Annotated in this window: 18 protein-coding genes; 2 read left to right on the top strand and 16 right to left on the bottom strand. The window is 41.0% G+C overall.

Translation table 11 applies throughout. From position 1 onward, the window contains the following. Positions 1 to 200 precede the first annotated feature (200 nt). From lpxC to mraZ, 16 genes are all read right to left on the bottom strand, one after another. Positions 201 to 1,118, bottom strand: coding sequence for a UDP-3-O-acyl-N-acetylglucosamine deacetylase (gene lpxC, locus EOK74_RS11290; RefSeq protein WP_133470115.1), 918 nt, complete (start codon positions 1,116 to 1,118; stop codon positions 201 to 203). Positions 1,119 to 1,282: 164 nt separating this feature from the next. Next, positions 1,283 to 2,455: a cell division protein FtsZ gene (gene ftsZ / locus EOK74_RS11285; protein ID WP_133470114.1), complete on the bottom strand. Its 1,173-nt coding sequence runs from the start codon at positions 2,453 to 2,455 to the stop codon at positions 1,283 to 1,285. 77 nt (positions 2,456 to 2,532) lie between these two features. Continuing rightward, positions 2,533 to 3,762 (bottom strand): cell division protein FtsA, encoded by a 1,230-nt coding sequence (gene ftsA / locus EOK74_RS11280; RefSeq protein WP_133470113.1) that lies wholly within the window; start codon positions 3,760 to 3,762, stop codon positions 2,533 to 2,535. 56 nt (positions 3,763 to 3,818) lie between these two features. Continuing rightward, positions 3,819 to 4,577, bottom strand: coding sequence for a cell division protein FtsQ/DivIB (locus EOK74_RS11275; RefSeq protein WP_133470112.1), 759 nt, complete (start codon positions 4,575 to 4,577; stop codon positions 3,819 to 3,821). Continuing rightward, positions 4,577 to 5,530, bottom strand: coding sequence for a D-alanine--D-alanine ligase (locus EOK74_RS11270; RefSeq protein WP_275404707.1), 954 nt, complete (start codon positions 5,528 to 5,530; stop codon positions 4,577 to 4,579). Before EOK74_RS11270 ends, EOK74_RS11275 begins: the two co-directional genes overlap by 1 nt. Before the next feature lies 1 nt (position 5,531). Next, positions 5,532 to 6,989: a UDP-N-acetylmuramate--L-alanine ligase gene (gene murC / locus EOK74_RS11265; protein WP_133470111.1), complete on the bottom strand. Its 1,458-nt coding sequence runs from the start codon at positions 6,987 to 6,989 to the stop codon at positions 5,532 to 5,534. Next, complete coding sequence (gene murG / locus EOK74_RS11260; RefSeq protein ID WP_133470110.1) at positions 6,986 to 8,071, bottom strand: undecaprenyldiphospho-muramoylpentapeptide beta-N-acetylglucosaminyltransferase; 1,086 nt, start codon at positions 8,069 to 8,071, stop codon at positions 6,986 to 6,988. Before murG ends, murC begins: the two co-directional genes overlap by 4 nt. Next, a complete protein-coding gene (ftsW, locus tag EOK74_RS11255) occupies positions 8,064 to 9,383 on the bottom strand; it encodes a cell division protein FtsW (protein WP_133470109.1) in 1,320 nt (439 codons plus the stop codon). The genes murG and ftsW overlap by 8 nt, the downstream gene beginning before the upstream one ends. Beyond that, the gene (gene murD, locus EOK74_RS11250; protein ID WP_133470108.1) at positions 9,380 to 10,687 is read right to left on the bottom strand and encodes a UDP-N-acetylmuramoyl-L-alanine--D-glutamate ligase; all 1,308 of its coding nucleotides are present in this window, start codon (positions 10,685 to 10,687) and stop codon (positions 9,380 to 9,382) included. The genes ftsW and murD overlap by 4 nt, the downstream gene beginning before the upstream one ends. 15 nt (positions 10,688 to 10,702) lie before the next feature. After that, positions 10,703 to 11,785 carry a phospho-N-acetylmuramoyl-pentapeptide-transferase gene (gene mraY / locus EOK74_RS11245; protein ID WP_133470107.1) on the bottom strand — a complete coding sequence of 361 codons (1,083 nt, stop codon included), beginning with the start codon at positions 11,783 to 11,785 and terminating at the stop codon, positions 10,703 to 10,705. Then, complete coding sequence (locus EOK74_RS11240) at positions 11,779 to 13,185, bottom strand: UDP-N-acetylmuramoyl-tripeptide--D-alanyl-D-alanine ligase (protein WP_133470106.1); 1,407 nt, start codon at positions 13,183 to 13,185, stop codon at positions 11,779 to 11,781. Before EOK74_RS11240 ends, mraY begins: the two co-directional genes overlap by 7 nt. After that, positions 13,182 to 14,741, bottom strand: a complete 1,560-nt coding sequence (murE, locus tag EOK74_RS11235) for a UDP-N-acetylmuramoyl-L-alanyl-D-glutamate--2,6-diaminopimelate ligase (protein WP_133470105.1) — start codon at positions 14,739 to 14,741, stop codon at positions 13,182 to 13,184. Before murE ends, EOK74_RS11240 begins: the two co-directional genes overlap by 4 nt. Next, complete coding sequence (locus EOK74_RS11230; RefSeq protein ID WP_133470104.1) at positions 14,731 to 16,572, bottom strand: penicillin-binding transpeptidase domain-containing protein; 1,842 nt, start codon at positions 16,570 to 16,572, stop codon at positions 14,731 to 14,733. Before EOK74_RS11230 ends, murE begins: the two co-directional genes overlap by 11 nt. After that, a complete protein-coding gene (gene ftsL, locus EOK74_RS11225; RefSeq protein WP_133470103.1) occupies positions 16,569 to 16,889 on the bottom strand; it encodes a cell division protein FtsL in 321 nt (106 codons plus the stop codon). Before ftsL ends, EOK74_RS11230 begins: the two co-directional genes overlap by 4 nt. Next, on the bottom strand, positions 16,886 to 17,821 hold the full coding sequence (gene rsmH / locus EOK74_RS11220) for a 16S rRNA (cytosine(1402)-N(4))-methyltransferase RsmH (RefSeq protein ID WP_133470102.1): 936 nt from the start codon (positions 17,819 to 17,821) through the stop codon (positions 16,886 to 16,888). Before rsmH ends, ftsL begins: the two co-directional genes overlap by 4 nt. Further along, on the bottom strand, positions 17,821 to 18,279 hold the full coding sequence (gene mraZ, locus EOK74_RS11215) for a division/cell wall cluster transcriptional repressor MraZ (protein WP_133470101.1): 459 nt from the start codon (positions 18,277 to 18,279) through the stop codon (positions 17,821 to 17,823). Before mraZ ends, rsmH begins: the two co-directional genes overlap by 1 nt. 399 nt (positions 18,280 to 18,678) lie before the next feature. Between mraZ and glpK the strand changes: the two genes are divergently transcribed. Both glpK and EOK74_RS11205 read left to right on the top strand, forming a co-directional pair. Continuing rightward, positions 18,679 to 20,172 (top strand): glycerol kinase GlpK, encoded by a 1,494-nt coding sequence (gene glpK, locus EOK74_RS11210; RefSeq protein ID WP_133470100.1) that lies wholly within the window; start codon positions 18,679 to 18,681, stop codon positions 20,170 to 20,172. Further along, entirely contained in the window at positions 20,169 to 21,227 is a 1,059-nt protein-coding gene (locus EOK74_RS11205) for an aldose epimerase family protein (protein WP_133470099.1), read from the top strand. The genes glpK and EOK74_RS11205 overlap by 4 nt, the downstream gene beginning before the upstream one ends. Positions 21,228 to 21,280 lie beyond the last annotated feature (53 nt).

Genomic DNA, 21,280 nt, shown 5'->3' with positions numbered 1-21,280 from the left:
TAAGTGTATTCAGCTAGGTACGATAGCATAAATCACGATATCAACAAGTTAAAGTAATTGAAGGTATTACAACAGTAACCTAATGCATGTTTTATATACACATAAGATAACCTTAGCAACGGGCTAAATATATGAGTTTTTGAATTTTTTGAAGTAAGAAGGTATGCATTGCCAAGTTTGACAATGCATTTAATATTGGCTTAGTTTGTGGCCAAAAAGGGAGAGGCGAAACGTATGGGCATTTCTTCTGGGGTTTCATAACTAACAAATTCCCAACACTCTTTGTTTTGAAGTAGAGCGTTCAACAATTTGTTGTTCAAGCCATGGCCTGTTTTGTATGCTACCAACTCACCAACTATACTATGTCCACCTAGATACAAGTCACCAATAGCATCAAGTATTTTGTGCTTAAGAAACTCATCGCTATATCTCAACCCTTCTGGATTAAGCACTCTATATTCATCAAGAGCAACAGCATTCTCCATGCTTCCACCTAACGCTAGGTTATGGGAATGCATATATTCGAGATCTTTCATAAAACCAAAGGTTCGAGCGCGACTCACTTCATCAACATAAGATGAAGAGTCAAAATCTAACACCATATGCTGACGGGTTTCACTAATTACAGGGTGATCAAAGTCAATTCTAAAATCTACTCTAAAACCATCATAAGGTCTTAGCTCAGCCCATTTATCGTCTTCTTCGACTCTAATGGTTTTGGTAATTTTAATAAATTGTTTGGCTGTGTTTATTTCTTCAATACCAGCAGACTGCAGTAAGAAAATAAACGGACTCGCACTACCATCCATGATAGGTAACTCGTCACTGTCCACTTCAACAATTATATTATCAATACCCAAGCCTGCTAAGGCAGAAGCTAAGTGTTCTACCGTAGATATAGTTACACCATCAGAGTTACTAATGCAGGTACACAACATAGTGTCGCCCACTGAATCAGCACGAGCAGGTATATCGGCATAAGGTTCAAGGTCCACGCGGCGAAATACGATCCCCGTATTCGCAGGCGCTGGCCGGAGAGTCATAGTGACCTTATCTCCTTTATGCAGACCAATCCCTGTCTCTTTTACAGATTGTTTGATAGTGCGTTGTTTAATCATAACCTTTCGATCAATAACCTAATGGAATAAAAAGCGGCGCGTATAGTATAAAAAAATTATTATTTTGTCAAAATAGTGTCACATTTATATCTATTTTAATACAAACATTAAAATAGATAATAAACTAAGACCTTGGTATTACAAAATAATTCCCTTTAATTTACTTAATCTGCCTGTTTACGTAAAAATGCTGGAATATCTAAGTACTCCAAATCATTTCCTGGATCAACTTTCTCTTCGCTTGCAACGGATTTTGCTTGCTCTGGCATTGCATTCGCACTTGGCATTGCATTTGAGCCATTAGCTTGCAGTTTAAATTCACTACCATCGGCAATAACTTTGCTAGCCCTGTTAGAAACAAGTGAGATGTCCGGCTTTTTTTCAGCTCCGATACCTGTAGCAACAACCGTTACTCTTAGCTCATCACTCATTTCCATATCGATAACAGTACCCACAACTACTGTTGCATTTTCAGAAGCGAAGGCTTTAACTGCATTACCAACAGTTTCAAATTCATCAATTGAGAAGTCAGGACCCGCAGTAATATTTACCAATATGCCTCTAGCACCAGATAAATCAATATCTTCTAATAACGGACATGCAATAGCGCTTTCAGAAGCTTCTTCAGCTCTGTCTTCACCAGATGCACTACCACTACCCATCATGGCGGTACCCATTTCTGACATGACAGTTCTTACATCGGCAAAATCCACATTTATTAAACCCGGACGTGTAATTAATTCTGCAATACCTTGAACCGCACCACTTAAAATATCGTTTGCAGCACTAAACGCTTGTAATAAAGGTGTACCTTTACCCATCACTTTCAAAAGTTTTTCGTTAGGTATAGTTATTAATGAATCAACATACTTAGATAACTCTTCTATGCCTTGATCAGCAAAATCAGTACGCTTTCTACCTTCAAATGGAAAGGGTTTCGTGACAACAGCTACAGTCAAAATACCTAACTCTTTAGCCACTTTAGCCACTTCTGGAGCCGCACCAGTACCTGTACCACCACCCATGCCCGCAGTGATAAATACCATATCGGCTCCTTCAAGGCTTTGGCGAATGGTTTCACGGTCTTCTTCTGCAGCTTGGCGTCCAATATTTGGATTTGCACCAGCACCTAACCCTTTAGTTACGCCAGACCCTATTTGTAAAGTCACGTTAGCAGCTGAGCTGCGTAACACCTGAGCATCGGTATTAATGGCAATAAACTCTACACCTTCAATGCTTTGAGAAACCATATGCTCAACAGCATTGCCTCCACCACCACCAACACCAATAACTTTTATTATTGCTTCTTCGCTATGACTATCCATTAACTCAAACATATTTACTCTCCGGTTTGTACATAAAAGCAATCAGGGATTCGTCCTTGCCTGTTGCCATATTATTTTGGTTTAAATGATTAAAATTCACCTTTAAACCAACTTTGAATTCGTTGCCAAGCCCCATCACTAGCTTTCGCTTTACTAGCAAGTTGACTCACTAAATGTTCTTTACCGTATTGCAGTAATCCGACTGCAGTGGCAAATTTTGCATCGTCGACATATTCAGATAGCCCTTTCATTTCTAAAGGCTCTCCAACTCGAACCGGCATTTGGAAAATTTCTTCGGCAAACTCCACAGCCCCTTCCATTTTCGCAGTTCCGCCAGTTAACACTATGCCTGCGGCTATTTGTTCTTCGAAGCCACTAGCACGTATCTCATCATGCACCAGCTCAAACAATTCTTGATATCTAGGCTCAATTACCTCTGCAAGAGTATGCCTAGACATAGCTCTTGATGGACGGCCGCCAACACTATGCACTTCTATACTTTCTTCCATACTCACCATGTCTTTTAAAGCACAGGCATAGTTGATTTTTATTTCTTCTGCATGACTTATCGGCGTTCTAAAAATTTTCGCTATATCACTAGTAATTTGATTACCCGCTGCCGGTATTACCGCGGTATGTCGAATAGCACCATCGGTATAAATCACTAAATCTATGGTGCCGCCGCCTATATCAACCACACAGACACCTAGCTCTTTTTCATCATCCGTTACCACTGCGTAACTAGAAGCTAGCGCTGAAAATATCAGCTGATCAGCAGTCAAATCACAACGCTCAACACACTTCACCAAGTTTTTAGCCATATCATCAGCACAGGTAATAATATGGGCTTGGGCTTCCATTCTAACCCCAGACATTCCAATAGGGTTTTTGATGCCTTCTTGAACATCAATTGTAAATTCTTGAGGTAACACATGTAACAAGCGGCGTTCTGCAGCAATAGGTACAGATCGCGCAGCATGTACTACATTATCTACATCTTCTTGAGTCACTTCTTTATTGTTGATAGGAACCATGCCACTTTCATTTTGACATTTCACATGACGTCCAGAAATTGCCATAAATACAGACGACACACTACAATCAGCCATCAGTTCCATTTCATGCACAGCACGTTTAACGGACTGAACAACTAGATTAAGGTCATTTACTCCGCCCTTATCCATACCTTTTGAGGCATGACTACCTACACCAACAATACTAATAGAGTTATCGTCGAGCAGTTCGCCCACAATCGCTTTAACATTACTAGTGCCTATATCTAAGCCAACAATTAACTTTCTTTCGGTGCCCTTAGACATTTTGCCAAGCTCTCTCAATATTCACACTCACGATATTTAATTCTCAATTATCTAATTCAAACTTGGTCTGCGGCTGTTTTCCAACCTACTGCCAAACCTGTGTCGTAACGCAAGTCCACATAATCTACTTGCTTATCTTGTTCTGAAATTAGCGGATACAAATCCACAAACCTCTGCAATCTGTCAATAAATTCAATTCTGCCTAGGTTTAACCTAATACCGTTATTCAATTGAATATTCCAAGCAAACCGCTCACTTAAAAACATTTCAACAATATGTAAATTGGTAGAGTCTAAAAGCGATTGCATATTTCTATAACCTTGCAATGCTGTTTGTTCACTACCACCTGGACCAAATAAACTCGGCAGCTTCAATTGCTTCACCACTGCAGGGTCACTTATTTGAGCATTAAAAACATCGCCATTTTTATTCAACAACATATCGCTATTCCAAATGGCGGCTGGGGTTTGCTCTACCACAAAAATCTCTAAACCACTGGGCCAGCGTTTACGAACCGATGCTCTATATACCCAAGGTAGTGCTTCTACCGTTTTGTGGGTTTCATCCACATTAAGCTCAAAAAAACTGCCTGATTGAGTTCGTTTAACTAAAGCTTCAATCTCAACATCATCAATAAATGTTCTGTTACCAGACACTACAATATTTTGTACTGGTGCCTGTTGCTCGTCTTCTAACCATGCATTAAGTCTTATGACACCTATAATTAAAAAAATTATTAAGGCCATAAAAAACGCCAAACCCACATAAAACTGCGAGCCTTTACTGGGCTTTTCAAGTAAAGGCACTTCACTCATTAGGCTTCTTTACCTTCAAACAACTCTGATGTCGTCAATATAGCTAATGATAAATCTGTAAAACTTAATCCTGCCTGTTTAGCCGCCATAGGCACTAAGCTTTTTTCTGTCATGCCAGGTACAGTATTCGCCTCTAACAAATAAAATTTTCCTAATTTATCTTGCATAAAATCCACTCGCCCCCAACCAGAGCCTGCTACGGCATCAAATGCCTCTAATGCTAGCTCAGCTAAAGCCGCTTCTTTATGGAGTGATAGACCACTTGGGCAAGAATACACAGTACTATCGGCTTGATACTTAGCCGCGTAATCATAAAATACTCTGGGAGTTGTCATACTGATAGATGGCAACGCCTCACCATTCAATATGCTGACGGTATATTCAGAACCATGGATAAACTGTTCAATCAGAACTTTATTATCGTATTTAAAAGCGTCTTGAATGGCAGTTTCTAATTGTTGCGCATTATCTACTTTGGCCATGCCTATACTAGAACCTTCCTGCGCTGGCTTGACCATAACCTCATTACCCAAGCTGTCCATTATAACCTTGCATGATCCCGCATCATAGCTTCTTTTGTCAGCAATTTTATATTTCGCAGTGGGCAAGCCTAAGCTTTGCCAAACTTGCTTACTACGGATTTTATCCATACACAAAGCCGAGCCTAAAACTTCAGTACCAGTATAAGGAATATTAAGCTGCTGAAGTGCTCCTTGTAGAGATCCATCTTCACCACCTCGGCCATGTAACATGATGACAACACGGTCAAACTTTTCGACTAATAAATCAGTTAATGGCTTTTCTGCAGGGTCGAACTTATGGGCATTAACCCCAACCTCAAGCAAGCTATTTAATACCGCTGTACCGGATTTTAATGAGACTTCTCGCTCAGCCGAGTTGCCACCGAACATCACAGCCACTTTACCAAATGATTCAGGTGCTTTTTGATCCACATTAATCACTTTTAAGACCCTTACTCAATAATTTTGGTTGTAATTCAACCTTCTGTAAAAATTTAGCAATTTGCCCAATGTTGCCAGCCCCTTGAGTCAGCACTATGTCTTGGTCATCTAGGGTTTCAGCTAACAATATCGGTAACTCTTGAATATCAGATATATAAATAGGCTCAACTTCACCGCGCTTGCGAATTGAGCGACATAAGGCACGGCTATCAGCACCATTAATCGGCTCTTCTCCAGCGGAATACACCTCGAGCAATAACAATACATCAACCTTTGATAACACTTTTACAAAGTCTTCGTACAAATCTCTGGTACGGGTATATCTATGGGGTTGGTATGCCATCACCAAACGCCTGTCAGGCCAATTATTTCTAACAACCTCTATGGTGGCTGCAACTTCTGTGGGGTGATGTCCATAATCGTCAACCAATATAGCTTGGCCTTTACTCGTCTGGTAATCCCCTAATAACTCGAAGCGACGACCAATACCCGAGAAACCGCCTAAAGCCGAGACTATGGATTCGTCGTCAATGTTTTCATCACTTGCGACTGCAATGGCGGCCAAAGAGTTTAAGACATTGTGATGCCCTGGAATGTTCACTGTAACTGACAAATTAGCCTTACCTTTACGTACCACATCAAAACGACTTTGGTTAAAACCCAGTTCGATATTAATGGCGCGAACATCAGCCTGCTCAGAAACACCATAAGTTATGTACTTTCTACCAACCCTAGGTAGCAAAGCATGGATAACTGGGTCGTCACCACACAATACTGCCAAGCCGTAAAAAGGTAAGTTGTGCAAGAAATCAATATAGGTATCCTGCATCTTTTGGAAATCACCATGATAAGTTTCCATGTGATCGGCTTCGATATTGGTAACCACTGAAACCATGGGCTGTAAATGTACAAAAGACGCATCACTTTCATCGGCCTCAGCAATCAGGTATTTACTTGCCCCTAATCTAGCATTAGTTCCCGCACTATTTAGCAGGCCACCAATCACAAAGGTTGGGTCTAGCTTAGCTTCTGCAAATATGGTTGAAATTAAACTAGTAGTAGTAGTTTTTCCATGGGTCCCTGCAACAGCAATACCGTAACGAAAACGCATCAGTTCAGCCAACATTTCAGCCCGTCGAATGACCGGGATCCGTTTAGCAGTCGCTCCAATGATTTCTGGGTTAGTGGGGTCAATAGCACTCGATACCACGACTACATTGGCAGTTGCCACATTGGCTTCTGCATGTCCAAAATAAATCGTTGCACCTAACTCTTGTAACCTTTCGGTCATACCGTTAGCTTGCCTGTCTGAGCCCGAAATGTTGTAGCCTTCGTTTAGCAAAACTTCAGCAATCCCACCCATACCAGCTCCACCTATTCCAATGAAGTGAATATTTTTGATCCGGCGCATCTCTGGCACTTGATAATGGATGGGGCTATTTATATTCATGCTGCTTGCTCACTTAATTCAATACAAAAATGTGCAACTTTTTCTGCAGCATCTAAGCGGGCCGTTGCTTTTGCATTTTTGCCCATTACTAATAAGGTTTCTGGTAAATTCTGTGAAGACTTTATAATTTCTTTTAACCCTTCTGGTGTTAACTGTTTCTGAGGTAATAAGTAGGCTGCATTAGCGTCTACTAATACCTGTGCGTTCTTTGTTTGATGGTCGTCAACAGCATGAGGTAAAGGAACAAATACTGAAGGTACACCTGCGGCCGCAACCTCTGCTACAGTTAACGCCCCCGCGCGGCAAATAACCAGATCAGCCCACTGATATGCTTGTGCCATATCATCGATAAATTCACTCAATTGGTAACACGCTTCATCACTAACATACTGTTTGTAGCTTTGCTGTACTGTATGCAAGTGACCTTTTCCAGTTTGGTGGCGTACATTGACATTAGTTAAATCTTTTATGGCTAGAGGCACAGTTTCATTTAAAACTTGTGCGCCTAAACTGCCACCTACAACCAATAAATTTAATGGCATCTGAATATCGTCTTTAACAGGTATCGCTGAAAACTCAGCTCTAACAGGATTTCCTACCCAGCTAAACTTAGAGTTAGTCGGCAGCTGCTTAGGAAAAGTGCTATCAAATCCTGTTAATACCAGAGTGGCTATTTTTGACAACAGCTTGTTAGTTAAACCCGGCACCGCATTTTGCTCATGGAGCACAAGGGGTAAGCGGTTAAGCCAAGCTGCAACACCACCCGGGCCACTAGCAAAGCCACCTAGACCAATCACCACATCAGGTTTAAAGGTTCTGATTACTTTATGAGACTGCCAAATTGACTTAATAATTTTAAATGGCGCCATAAGTAAGGTGACTAGACCATTTTTACGTACACCAACTACGTCAATAAAGCTAATTGAAAAACCTGCCTTAGGTACTAAGTTGGCTTCTATCCGAGTATTGGTACCTAACCAGTGAATATCCCAACCTTTTGCTGCTAATTCTGAAGCCACAGCTAAACCTGGAAATACGTGCCCCCCGGTGCCACCAGCCATCACTAACAATTTCTTAGTCATGTTTGGCATCCCCATCGAAATAAGGCGCCGATACTTCTACATCTTCAATTACATCGGCTACTTCTTGCTTAGCTTGCTTGATACGTGTTCGTTTTTGAACTTTGGCTTTTTTACCTTTATTGAGAGCTTGAATACCATCTACTCGCATTTCAAAATCAATTCGTAACAACAGAGCCGTAGCGATAGACATAATAATAATACTCGAACCGCCATAGCTAAATAATGGAAAGGTCAAACCTTTGGTAGGTAAAATTCCGGCGCTAGCACCAACGTTAACAGCAGTTTGCAAACTGAACCAAATACCGATTGAATAAGCCAAGTAACCTTCAAAAGGTCTTTCTTTACCCAGAGCCAAATGACCAATTCGCATAGCTTTCATTACAATGCATAACATAATAACCAATACTGATAGCACCCCAGCAAAGCCAAGCTCCTCAGCTAAAATTGCCATAATAAAATCGTTATAAGCTTCTGGAAGATACTCTAATTTTTGTAAACTATTGCCTAACCCTTGACCGAATATATCACCCCGTCCATAAGCCATAAGTGACTGGGTAAGCTGATAACCACTACCAAATGGGTCAGCCCAAGGATCTAAAAATGAAGTAATACGTTTAATTCGATACTCTTCAGCATATACAAGAGAAACAACAGCTAAAACGCCTGCAATCGCTAAACTAAAGAATTGCCAAAGCTTGGCTCCTGCTAAAAATAATAAACCAATAGTTGTGAATAACATGACAACCACTGTACCTAAATCAGGTTGAGCCAATAACAGCACAGCTAATACAAAAAACACCGCTAAAGGTTTCAAAAAACCTTTGACACTCTCTGTCACGTCTTCATGCCTGCGGACTAAATAACCAGCCAAATAACAAAAGAAATATAATTTAGCAGGCTCAGCTGCTTGAATAGTAATGGGACCTACCACCAACCATCGAGTAGAACCATTAATGGTTCTACCAACAGCTAAAACCGCAATTAATAAAATTATCGCAGATAATAATAACCAAACATTACTCATACTCCACCAACGCATAGGAATTTGCATTACTATCATGGCAGCAATCATGGCTAGTACGATGTAAATAGAGTGACGTATTGCGATGTGAAATGGATTATGAAAAATACGTTCAGCAGCAGGCATAGACGCAGACGTAACCACCACTAAACCAATAGACATAAGAGCAATAGCTAATAGCAATAAAGTTAAGTCGTAAGGCCTAAACTTATCTTGGGGCTGGGTAGCATCGTGTTTTTGAGTAAACAACTGCCTAAGGCTAGTAAGGTTATTGTCAATTACGGTACTCACTTTACTAATTCCTTCACGGCATTAGCAAAACAATCGCCTCGCTGCTGATAGCTCACAAACATATCTAAACTAGCGCATGCAGGGGATAAGAGAACAGTATCACCAGAGTCTGCCAACTTTGCAGCTTGTTGCACAGCCTGTTGAATGCTGGTCACAGAATAACTAGCTGATTTAGCAGAGCTAATCTGTTTGCCGTCTTTACCTAAGGTAATTAGTACATCAACTGACTCACCTATACACTCGTTTAAAGGCGTAAAGTCAGCCCCCTTACCTTCGCCACCAGCAATCAGAATTAACTTACCTTTCACGTCAGACATTAAGCCTTTGATGGCCGCTAAGGTTGCTCCAACATTTGTGGCTTTAGAATCATTAATCCATCTAATATCTTTGACTAAAGAAACCGTTTGGCAACGATGAGGCAGGCCACCAAATTCTCTGGCTCCCCGCTTAATATACTCATCTTCAATACCCGTTACTTTAGCTAATGCAGCAGCAGCCTGAATGTTCAACATATTGTGGTCACCCACCAACAAACAGCTTTGAGCATCTAAATAAGCTAATTGATTCAACAAAATACGGTTGTGTTGTTTGTCCCAAGAAAAGCCATTAGAACTGTTCGACGTTCCAAACGTAAGAGCTGGCTTCGAGTTTATCGGATATGACAAAATATCATCACGGTTACATACAATATTTTTAGCGTGCTGATAAATACTTAGCTTAATGATTTGATAAGCTTCTAAATCACCATGCCTGTCTAAATGGTCTTCACTAATATTTAAAACCGTTGCCGCTAATGGCGCTAACGAGTAGGTAGTCTCTAGCTGAAAACTAGATATTTCTAAAACAATGATATCTGCAGGCTTTTCCAGCAAATCTAAAACAGGAATGCCTATATTACCACCCATTAAGACTTTTTTACCGGCAGCTTTACACATCTCAACAACGAGGTGTGTAACCGTAGACTTACCATTTGAGCCTGTTATGGCAATAACTGGCGTTTCGTTAAACTGTGCAAACAGTTCAATATCACCAATTACTTGAACACCAGATTGAATTGCATTTTGAATAACAGGTAAGTGCAAATCTATACCTGGGCTCAATACAATTAAATCAGCCTTATTTAAACGATTACCGTCAAATGGCCCTAAAAACAGAGGCACGTCTAGCTTTAAAGCCAACTCGCTGCGACTATCCATGGCAGTTACTTTCGCACCCTTAGCTTTTAAAAAGCGCACGCAAGATAAGCCCGTCAGGCCCATCCCTACGACAACAATTTTTTTATTAGCTAAGTTTAGTTTAGTCACTTTTTGGACAATCCTTTAACGTAATTTCAAGGTTGCAAGCCCTATTAGGACTAGGATTAAAGACACAATCCAAAAGCGCACTATTACTCTTGGCTCTGGCCAACCTTTCAATTCAAAGTGATGATGAATGGGTGCCATTCTAAATATACGTTTACCTCGCAATTTAAATGACCCCACTTGTAAGATTACCGATAGGGTTTCAATAACAAAAATCCCCCCCATGATAATAAATACGATTTCCTGTCTAACTAATACAGCCAGCACTCCTAAGGTTGCGCCCAATGATAATGAACCAACATCCCCCATAAATACTTGTGCTGGGTAAGTGTTAAACCATAAAAAACCTAATCCCGCACCAACAATGGCTGTACATACAATTACAAGTTCACTCGTCAGCGGTAAATGAGGAATATTTAAATAAGCTGAAAAGTTAATATGCCCGGTAGCATAGGCAAAAATGGCAAAGGCCCCTGCCACTAAAATAACAGGCATAATCGCTAAGCCATCTAACCCATCCGTTAGGTTCACAGCATTACTGAAACCCACTAACACAAAATAGGTAGTGACTAAGAAAAAGAGGCCCATTTGCGGCATAACTTCTTTGAAAAATGGCACCAAGAGTGCGGTTTCAGCAGGGTTTTGTTGGCTAGAATACAAGTAAAATGCTACCACAATAGCGATGGCTGACTGCCAAAAGTATTTCCAACGAGCAATTAACCCCCGAGAGTCTTTACGTATTACTTTACGATAGTCATCTACAAACCCTATTATGCCGTAGCTCACCACCACAAACAGCGTTACCCAAACATATCTATTAGTCAGGTCTGCCCACAATAAGACACTGGATACAATGGCAGCCAAAATCAACAGACCACCCATAGTGGGCGTACCAGACTTAGCTAAATGGGATTCAGGTCCATCATCTCTAATGGTTTGACCAATCTGCATATTTTGCAACCACTTGATCATCTTAGGGCCAATAATTACCGCGATAAGTAAAGCCGTTAAGGTGCTTAGAATCGCTCTTAAGGTCACATAAGAAAACACTCTAAAAGCACTGTCAAATTGCTGTAGCCAATCGGCTAACCACATCAACATGCAATTCGCTCCCTAATTCTTTCAAGCTTTCCCAAGGGGGATACCTCCAACGCCGCTACAACTAATTCCATTTTTGCGCTTCTTGATCCTTTCACTAAAATACTGATATCACATTTTTCTATGGAAACATTTTCACTTATGTATGCAACTAATGACTCTAAAGTCCTAAAATGCTTTCCTTGACTGGCAAACACATCACTAGCAGATTGACTTAACACCCCTAGGCTAAATAACTGATCTATGCCTTTTTCTTTAGCGTATTCACCAACCTTCTCATGATAATACCGAGCTTTTTCACCTAACTCCCCCATATCACCTAAGATAAGTATTTTTCTACCTGCAAAACTCGATAACAAATCAATACCAGCATTCACCGAGGCAACATTTGCGTTGTAGGTATCATCTAAAATTTTCACCTGATTAGTGAGTTGTTTAACATGTAAGCGCCCTGCGACATGGGCCATAGTCCTTAAACCTTCACGAATATCTTCTAAACTAGCACCTACGTTTAAAGCCATTGCCGCAGCGACTAATGCATTACTGACATTGTGAATCCCAGGAATAGACAAAGTAATATCTCTACGCCCTTGAGGTGTCACTAACTCAAACTGGGCGCAGCCATCAAGATCTAAGATAATATCTTCTGCAAAAATATCGGCTGGCTTTTCAATACCGAAGGTTTGTACCTTGTTGTATTTCAACTTCCCTAACCAAAAATCGGCAAATTGGCTATCGGCGTTTACAACTGCGAGGCCATCGTCTGATAGGCCTTTAAATATTTCACTTTTCGCTCTGGCTACGCCAAGTAAGCTGCCAAAACCTTCTAAGTGAGCTGCAGCTGCGTTAACTATTGTAGCGACATCGGGCTTCACTAATTTGGTGGTATAGGCAATCTCACCTAAATGATTAGCACCCATTTCAATGACAGCAAATTCGTGATCTGCCTCTAATCTAAGCAGTGTCATAGGCACGCCTAAATCATTGTTAAAGTTACCTTTTGTAGCTAAAACCTTGCCTTTACGAGAAAGTATGGATGCCACCATTTCTTTCACTGTCGTTTTACCACTGCTACCTGTAATACCTACAGTTTTAGGTGATACTTCTGCTTTCACAGCAGCACCCAAATCGCCAAGGGACAGGCTAGTATCTTCAACTAAAATGTAAGGTAGAGAGGTTTCAACATGTTTCGATATGATTAGGGCTGTCGCCCCTTTTTGTTCAGCTTGTTCGATAAATTTATGGCCATCAAAATTAGGGCCTTCAAGGGCCACAAACAAATCACCAGTTTGAATACTTCTGGTATCAGTGCTTACACCATCAATGACTAAATCTTGATTGCTTAAATCAACTAGTTGCCCATTAACTTTGTCTGCAACCCATGACAGTGAAACTGGGATCATATTATTTTGCCTTTCTGAAATTGTGAAACGAAATACCGCTCATCGTAAGGTACTGTGTTATTGCCAATCACTTGATAATTCTCATGGCCCTTACCTGCCACTAAAACCATGTCATCACTGGAGGTATGGGAATATGCTTTTTGAATAGCGGTTTTGCGATCATGCTCCACTAAGATATTTTGAGGATTAACGCACCCAGCTAAAATATCGTTGATGATCTGCTCTGGATTTTCGCTGCGTACGTTGTCATCAGTTAAAATCACCTGATCTGCTAAGGTCTCAGCTATTTTTCCCATTAAAGGCCGCTTACCCGTATCTCTGTCTCCACCCGCACCAAATACACACCAAAGCCTGCCTTTACAATGTTGTCTAGATGCAATCAAGGCTTTTTCAAGTGCGTCTGGGCTATGGGCGTAATCAACGACTATGCTGGCTTTACCTACTCGGCTATAGACTTCCATTCTGCCTGCAACGGGTTTTATCTTTTGAGCTAGGTAAGCGATCTGTTTCATGCTTTTACCCAAACATAACTGACTACAAATTGCTGCTAATACATTTGATACATTGAATTCCCCTAATAGGGATAAACGTAGTTCACAGTTACCCCATGAGGAATACACTGTCATGCGAATACCACCAGAGGTAAAACTTAAATTATTTGCGACGCAGTATTGATACCCTTCAGGGATAGATGCAGCATTAACGTTTTGTCCAAACAGGACGACTGAAACATCAGTAGCAACTTCTGACAACCAATTTTTATGTTCAGGGTCGTTCATATTAACCACGGCATATCGCAGCTGTGGTTGTGATAACAAAACTCTTTTCGCCGCAGCGTACTCAGACATAGAACCATGATAATCAAGGTGATCTCGGCTTAAATTAGTAAAGATAGCTATGTCAGTTTTAATGGCACAGATACGATGCTGTACTAGGGCATGTGATGATGCTTCTAAGGCAACTTGTGATACGCCATCACCTACGAATCCTGCCAACAGACTCTGCATACTAATCGCATCTGGGGTTGTATTAGCTGTTGTCTTAAGTTCATTTTGTAATGAACTTTTATAAACACCCGCCCCTAAAGTACCAATGGATGCGCTGCGTTCGCCCATTAGGTCAGCCAATTGATTAATAAGTTGTACTGTCGACGTTTTACCATTGGTACCTGTTACAGCAATGACAGACATGGAATTTGCAGGGTATTGATAGAAACATGCTGCCACTTCAGATAACTTTTCTGACAATTGATAGAACGACACTATGACAGTTTGCTCACGCATTTCGATATGGCCATGCATGGCTTGATTTTCACAGTGAGCCAAAATCACTTTAGTGCCTAAACTAATTGCTTGAGGAATAAAGTCACGTCCGTCTTGGGTATAACCTTTAACTGCAACAAAAGCCTTATGTACCTCGACTTTACGGCTATCTAATACTAATTCACCTACCCATAGATCTGGTGCGTCAATACCAAAGTTAGCCAATAGAGGCTTAATACTTTGATCAAAAGCTGTATGAAATTGCGTATCAATACTTACCATATCAGCCTTCATTAACGGCCTCCATGGCACTTTGGCCTTGAGATGCAACAGTCAAAGAAGGCACACTTTTGTTATCTGGGGGAACATTCAACATTTGTAAACTAGCAGCCATCACCTTAGAAAAAACAGGGGCAGCTGTGTGTCCGGCATAATATAATTCACCCTTAGGTTCGTTAATTAAAATCACTACAGCCAATTGCGGGTTAGATACAGGTGCGACACCAGCAAAAATATTAACGTACTCTTCTCCATAACCATTGCTCACAGCTTTACGGCTGGTACCTGTTTTACCTGCAACACGGTAACCTGGTACTCGTGCTTTTTCAGCTGAACCGCCTTTTTGAATCACGCTTTCCATCATGTGTAAAACTTGCTTAGTGGCGTGCTCGCTTAAGACTCGCTCAGAGTCAACAGGCGTATCTGTTTTCACTATGCTCAATGGGCGCTTGATGCCGCCATCACCCAAAATGCTATACATTCTAGCTAACTGTAATGCGGTAACTGAAATACCATAACCGAAAGATAGTGTAGATAATTCAAAGTCAGACCAACGGTTCCTTTCATTAAATATACCGTTACTCTCACCCAGTAAGTTAGCACCGCTATCACTCATTAACCCAACATTGTAATAGGTATCTAATAAGAACTCCTTGGGCACAGATAGTGCTAATTTGGAGGTTCCCATATTGCTAGATTTTCGAATGATATCTGTTAGATTAATTTCACCATAATTACGTGCATCCCTAACAATATTGCCCCCTAAATGCATCCAACCAGGCGAAGTATCTATCATAGAATCAGCTTCAACCGCACCGAACTCTAAGGCGCTAAGTACAGCCAAAGGTTTGATTGATGAACCAGGCTCGTAAGCATCTGTTACAGCTCGATTTCGAATACGATGTGCTGATACTCCAAAACGATTATTAGGATTAAATGAAGGACTATTAACTAAAGCTAAAATTTCTCCTGTGTTGACATCAATCACCACAGCCGAGCCTGAAGTCGCTTTGTAATATTGAACCGCTTGTTTCAGCTCTTTGTAGGTAATAGCTTGAATCCGTTGGTCTATTGTTAATTGGATATCTTGAGCGGCTTCGCCCTCTTTAAATTCAATCAACTCAACCATACGACCTTTGCCATCTCGGCGAATTTTACGACTTCCGCGAGAACCCGCTAGCCATTTGTCATATAGTTTTTCTACACCTTCAATGCCAGTGTCGTCTACGTTAGTAAAGCCCACCACATGAGCTGATACTTCACCGCTTGGGTAATAACGTCTAGACTCGTCACGTAAATACACACCGGTTATCTGTAGTTGGTCAACATAATCAGCCATTGCTGGTGACACTTGACGCTGCATATAAACAAAACGTTTACTGGGGTCGTCAATCTTACTTTTTAATGAATCAACATCTTGCCCTAATACGTCAGCAAGTGCTTGCCAGCGTTTAGCTTGTTTTTTGTTGAAGCCATTTAAGTCAAACTCTGGATCATCTTCAGCTTCTTTTTGAGCCTCAAGTTGAGCGTCATGAATTGCTTTAGGATCGGCCCAAATGGCTCTAACAGGCACACTCACAGCTAATTGCTGACCATTTCTATCGGTGATCAAACCTCTATGTAATGGGTTATCTTTGGTACGTAGGGTGCGGTTATCGCCCCGTTTAATCAATAAATCGGGAGATACTACTTGAATATAAACGGCTCTCGCACTCAAACCAACAAACACCAATAAAATAGCCCCGAGCACTACCATATAACGCCAATGCAGCAGAGCTGGCATAGCGTTTATCTTAGCCTGATTAGCTTTTTTATTGTTACGGGTGTTGGCTTTAGCTCGACTCATTTGATCCTCACCACCACTTCTTGACTAGGCTTTGGACGATGCATATTCAATTGCTTTTTAACCAAGGCTTCAATGCGGTTATGTTCAGTTAAAGCACTCTGTTCTAATACCAAGTGACGCCACTCAACATCTAATTGATCTTTCTCTTGCATCAGACGCTCAATGGCAATAGACATCTGCCTATTATGGTGGGCGCTCAGGATAACTAAGGCAGCGCTAACCATCACCGCTAGAAACAACAAAACCCGCACTGGATGGCGGGCTAAATCAGCAACAACAAAACTAAGGAGATTAAAGTTTGTTTTGGCACTGGTCATAATTTTTCAGCCACCCTTAACACTGAGCTCCTAGCTCTAACATTACCCCCCAATTCTTGAGGGGAAGGTTTAGTTGCTTTACCAATGGTTTTCATGGCTTTAGATGCGTCTATTTCAGACTGCATTATCGGCATACCATGGGGTACATTTAAGCCTCGGCTTTGCTCCCGCATAAAACGCTTAACTAATCTATCTTCTAATGAATGAAAGCTAATAACGGCTAACCTGCCCTTGGGCGCTAAAGTAGTCAGAGCAGCTTTAAGGCCGGTTTTAATTTCATCCAACTCACTGTTTACATAAATACGGATACCTTGAAACGCACGGGTCGCAGGATGTTTAAATTTGTCTTTGACAGGTACAGCTTCATCGATAATTTCTGCCAATTGAGCTGTATCAGTGATAGGCGTGACGGCACGGGTATTCACAATGGCATGGGCTATGCGTTTACCAAACTTTTCTTCACCAAACTCTTTTATGACTTGGGTAATATCTTGCTCATCTGCTATAGCTAGCCACTGTGCAGCACTCATACCTTTACTGGTATCCATGCGCATATCAAGAGGGCCTTTACGCATAAAACTAAAGCCGCGTTCAGCATCATCTAACTGGGGAGAAGACACCCCTAAGTCCATCAAAATACCGTTTATTTTACCTACTAGGCCTAACTCTTCTGCTACCTCTTGTAATTCAGAAAACGCACTGTGATGAATAGAAAATCTAGGGTCGTCTGCAAATTGCTTAGCCGCTTCAATAGCAGTTAGGTCACGGTCAATAGCGATCAAGCGACCTTTATCGGATAGTGCAGCAAGAATTTGTCGTGAATGTCCACCACGACCAAATGTGGCATCCAAATAGATGCCGTCAGGTTGGATAGCCAAACCATCGATAGATTCGTTCAGGAGAACTGATAGATGGGAGAAGTCATTATCCATTAAAGAGAAAAATCCTGTAGTCGTTCAGTTAGTTCAAAATTACCTTCTTGTTCGGTAGCAACATCTAATGTGATTTGTTGTTGCCACACCTCAGCGTCCCAAATTTCGAATTTATTAAATTGTCCAACTAACATAATTTGTTTATCTAATTTTGCATGCTGCCTTAATGGCGCATTCAGCAAAAATCGACCGTTTTTGTCCATGTCACCTTCACTTGCATTACCAAGTAGCATACGTTGCATGCGGCGTTCATGGGGATTCATACTAGACAAGCGACTTAACTTAAGTTCGATTTCTTCCCACTCTGGAAGGGGGTAAAGTAATAAACATGGCTGTTGGGTATCGATAGTGCATACTAGTTGCCCCTGACAATCATCCAGCAAAGACTGGCGATACTTTGTGGGTATCGTTACACGTCCTTTTATATCTAGATTGATTGCACTGGCGCCGCGAAACATTGTCTAACCTTTGTTTTTATCTATCGAAAATTAATCGGTGCAAGTGACTATCAACACATTCATAAGAATTCTGTTGTTTCTAGACCATTTTGATCCACTTTGTGCCACTATTACCCACATTACACAGTTTATGTACCACCCGTCCATCATGTCAAGGACTAAAACCATCAATTTCAGAGGTTGCCAGCCCTTGAATTTATTGGACTTGCCGAAGTGTTTGATATAGCGGGAGAAATATAATGGGTGGTAGGAATTAGCGACACTTAAAATAAGCATAAAGGCTTATCTTCAGGTAATACTTCTAAAATTAGTAATGACTAGATTTAAGCAGGGTCGGAGTTTAGCGTTAGAAATAATACCAACTACAATAACTAAAATTTACATTTGAGCCTGTTATTTATGTCCATTAAAAATTGTATTTTATCTATAGACCAAGGGACAACCTCTTCAAGGGCGATAGTATTTAGCCCAGACTCACAAATAGTAGCCCTTGCCCAGCTAGAGTTTGAGCAACATTACCCAAATGATGGCTGGGTTGAGCATGACCCAGAAGATATATGGTCATCTACCCTTAAAGTATGTAAACAAGCCTTGAGCGAAGCCCAAAATAAGGGCGCTGAAGTTATCGCTATTGGTATCACCAACCAAAGGGAAACCACAATTGTTTGGGATAAAAAAACGGGGATTCCAATCTATAACGCCATAGTATGGCAAGACAGACGCACCGCCCGCCAATGCAAAACGTTAAGAGATGCAGGACATTTGGATTTGGTTCAAAGCCGCACTGGCTTATTACTAGATCCTTATTTTTCAGCCACAAAAGTATCTTGGATTTTAGACAAGGTAGATGGCGCAAGAAATAAAGCTGAAGCCGGTGAGTTAGCCTTTGGCACAATAGATAGTTTTCTGATTTGGCGCTTAACTGCAGGTAAAGTCCATGCCACTGACGTAACCAACGCGAGCCGTACCAACCTGTTCAACATCCACGACCTTGCATGGGACCAAGACTTACTCGAGTTATTTCGTGTACCACAGTCACTGTTGCCAATTGTAAAAGAATGCACCGATCACTTCGGAGAAACCTGCGCCAAAACACTAGGAAACAGCCTTCCTATTTTGGGTGTCGCTGGTGACCAACATGCTGCAAGCATAGGCCAGTGTTGTTTTCAAAAAGGGGCAATAAAAAGTACCTATGGTACGGGCTGTTTTGTGATGCTAAATACTGGCGAAAAAGTTTTAAAATCTAAAAATAAATTACTGACTACTGTGGCCTACACCATAAAAGGTCAAACTCATTATGCTTTAGAAGGGTCAATTTTTGTAGCAGGCGCTGCCATTCAATGGTTGCGTGATGGTTTACATCTAATTCAATGTGCTTCTGAAACAGAACAACTAGCACATAGCATTGCTGACGATCATGGTGTTTTTTTAGTTCCAGCTTTCGCAGGTTTAGGCGCACCTTACTGGGAGCCCGATGCCAGAGGGGCTATTTACGGACTCAGCCGCGGAACCACTAGCGCACATTTAGTTAGGGCTGCCTTAGAGTCAGTTTGTTTACAAACCTTCGACTTATTTAAAGCAATGAGTGAAGATGGAGTAAAACCAACACTTTTAAGGGTAGACGGCGGTATGGTCGCTAATAATTGGGTCTGCCAATTTCTAGCTGGAATATTAAATATTGAAGTAGAACGGCCAAAAATAATGGAAACCACAGCCTTAGGTGCTGCTTATTTGGCTGGATTACAAGCTGGAATTTATCAATCAAAAGATGAGCTAATATCAATGAACCAAATTGAAGCTCATTTTGAATCAGATATGACTCAAAAATTAAGACAAACATTACTCAAAGGGTGGTCTAGCGCCATTCAAAGTACCTTAGGATTTATTGCATGATTAAACAAACTCTTTTCGGAACCATGGAAAACGGCAAAGCCATTACTCAGTACACCTTAAGCAATAGCCGAGGGGTGAGCCTTGACATTCTAAATTTGGGTGGTGTTATTAGGCGCTGGCTAGTCCCTACCTCAAAAGAAACGACAACAGATATTGTGTTGGGTTACGATACCCTTGAGGACTATTTACACGATGACAGCTCTTTCGGCGCATTAGTTGGCCGCTATGCCAACCGCATTGCTAAAGGACAATTCACTTTAGAAGGTGTTGATTATCAAACTGATATCAATTTAGGTGGCCACTGTTTACATGGTGGTAGCCAAGGTTTTAGCAAACAAATATGGGCTAGTTCTGTTTTATCTGACTCTGAAAATCCTTCCATCCTGTTAGAACTGAGAAGTGAAGATGGCGACCAAGGATTTCCGGGAGATATTCAAGTCAAAGTGATCTACACCTTAACAGAGCACAATAGATTAAAAATAGAGTACTTTGCCAGCAGTTCTCAAAGCACAATATTTAACCCCACAAACCATAGTTATTTTAATTTAAATGGCCATAACAAGGGGACAATTAAAGAACACAAGATACAAATATTAGCTAGCCAATACACCCCCATTGATAACGAAGGTGTGCCGACTGGAGAAATAGCTGTAGTAGACAACACACCTTTTGATTTCAGGCCATTAACTAATATTGCGCAGCCTTTATCTACAACAAATGAGCAAATACAGTTTGGCAATGGTTTAGACCATAACCTATGTTTAGATTATTACTCACCTGAATCAAAGGTTGCGACTTATGCAGCACAGGCTCAAACTGAAAATGGATGCGTTACCTTGAAGGTATATACCAATATGCCTGGCATGCAAATATTCACGGCCAACCATCTAAATAACAAAAAAGGTAAAGACGGGGCCTTATATCAAGCTAGACATGGTGTATGTTTTGAAACCCAATTTTATGCCGATTCGCCCAACAAACCGGCATTCCCAAGCACCACTTTGAAGGCAGGTGAAGAGTTTTATTCCGTAACTGAATACGAGGTGCTGTTTTAAACAAGGTAAATTAAGTGATAGATTGCATTTCAATTTCTTTAGGAAATCAAAAA

It is taken from the genome of Paraglaciecola marina (assembly GCF_004360155.1).
Taxonomy (GTDB): domain Bacteria; phylum Pseudomonadota; class Gammaproteobacteria; order Enterobacterales; family Alteromonadaceae; genus Paraglaciecola; species Paraglaciecola marina.
The sequence above is the reverse complement of the archived record's forward strand: the minus strand, read 5'-3'. Positions and strand labels throughout refer to the sequence as shown.

Excerpts from the sequence above, each read along its gene's own strand:
- lpxC (WP_133470115.1), bottom strand. The coding sequence starts at position 1,118 with ATGATTAAACAACGCACTATCAAACAATCTGTAAAAGAGACAGGGATT.
- ftsZ (WP_133470114.1), bottom strand. The coding sequence starts at position 2,455 with ATGTTTGAGTTAATGGATAGTCATAGCGAAGAAGCAATAATAAAAGTT.
- ftsA (WP_133470113.1), bottom strand. The coding sequence starts at position 3,762 with ATGTCTAAGGGCACCGAAAGAAAGTTAATTGTTGGCTTAGATATAGGC.
- EOK74_RS11275 (WP_133470112.1), bottom strand. The coding sequence starts at position 4,577 with ATGAGTGAAGTGCCTTTACTTGAAAAGCCCAGTAAAGGCTCGCAGTTT.
- murC (WP_133470111.1), bottom strand. The coding sequence starts at position 6,989 with ATGAATATAAATAGCCCCATCCATTATCAAGTGCCAGAGATGCGCCGG.
- murG (WP_133470110.1), bottom strand. The coding sequence starts at position 8,071 with ATGACTAAGAAATTGTTAGTGATGGCTGGTGGCACCGGGGGGCACGTA.
- mraY (WP_133470107.1), bottom strand. The coding sequence starts at position 11,785 with ATGTTGATGTGGTTAGCCGATTGGCTACAGCAATTTGACAGTGCTTTT.
- EOK74_RS11240 (WP_133470106.1), bottom strand. The coding sequence starts at position 13,185 with ATGATCCCAGTTTCACTGTCATGGGTTGCAGACAAAGTTAATGGGCAA.
- murE (WP_133470105.1), bottom strand. The coding sequence starts at position 14,741 with ATGAAGGCTGATATGGTAAGTATTGATACGCAATTTCATACAGCTTTT.
- EOK74_RS11230 (WP_133470104.1), bottom strand. The coding sequence starts at position 16,572 with ATGAGTCGAGCTAAAGCCAACACCCGTAACAATAAAAAAGCTAATCAG.
- ftsL (WP_133470103.1), bottom strand. The coding sequence starts at position 16,889 with ATGACCAGTGCCAAAACAAACTTTAATCTCCTTAGTTTTGTTGTTGCT.
- rsmH (WP_133470102.1), bottom strand. The coding sequence starts at position 17,821 with ATGGATAATGACTTCTCCCATCTATCAGTTCTCCTGAACGAATCTATC.
- mraZ (WP_133470101.1), bottom strand. The coding sequence starts at position 18,279 with ATGTTTCGCGGCGCCAGTGCAATCAATCTAGATATAAAAGGACGTGTA.
- glpK (WP_133470100.1), top strand. The coding sequence starts at position 18,679 with ATGTCCATTAAAAATTGTATTTTATCTATAGACCAAGGGACAACCTCT.
- EOK74_RS11205 (WP_133470099.1), top strand. The coding sequence starts at position 20,169 with ATGATTAAACAAACTCTTTTCGGAACCATGGAAAACGGCAAAGCCATT.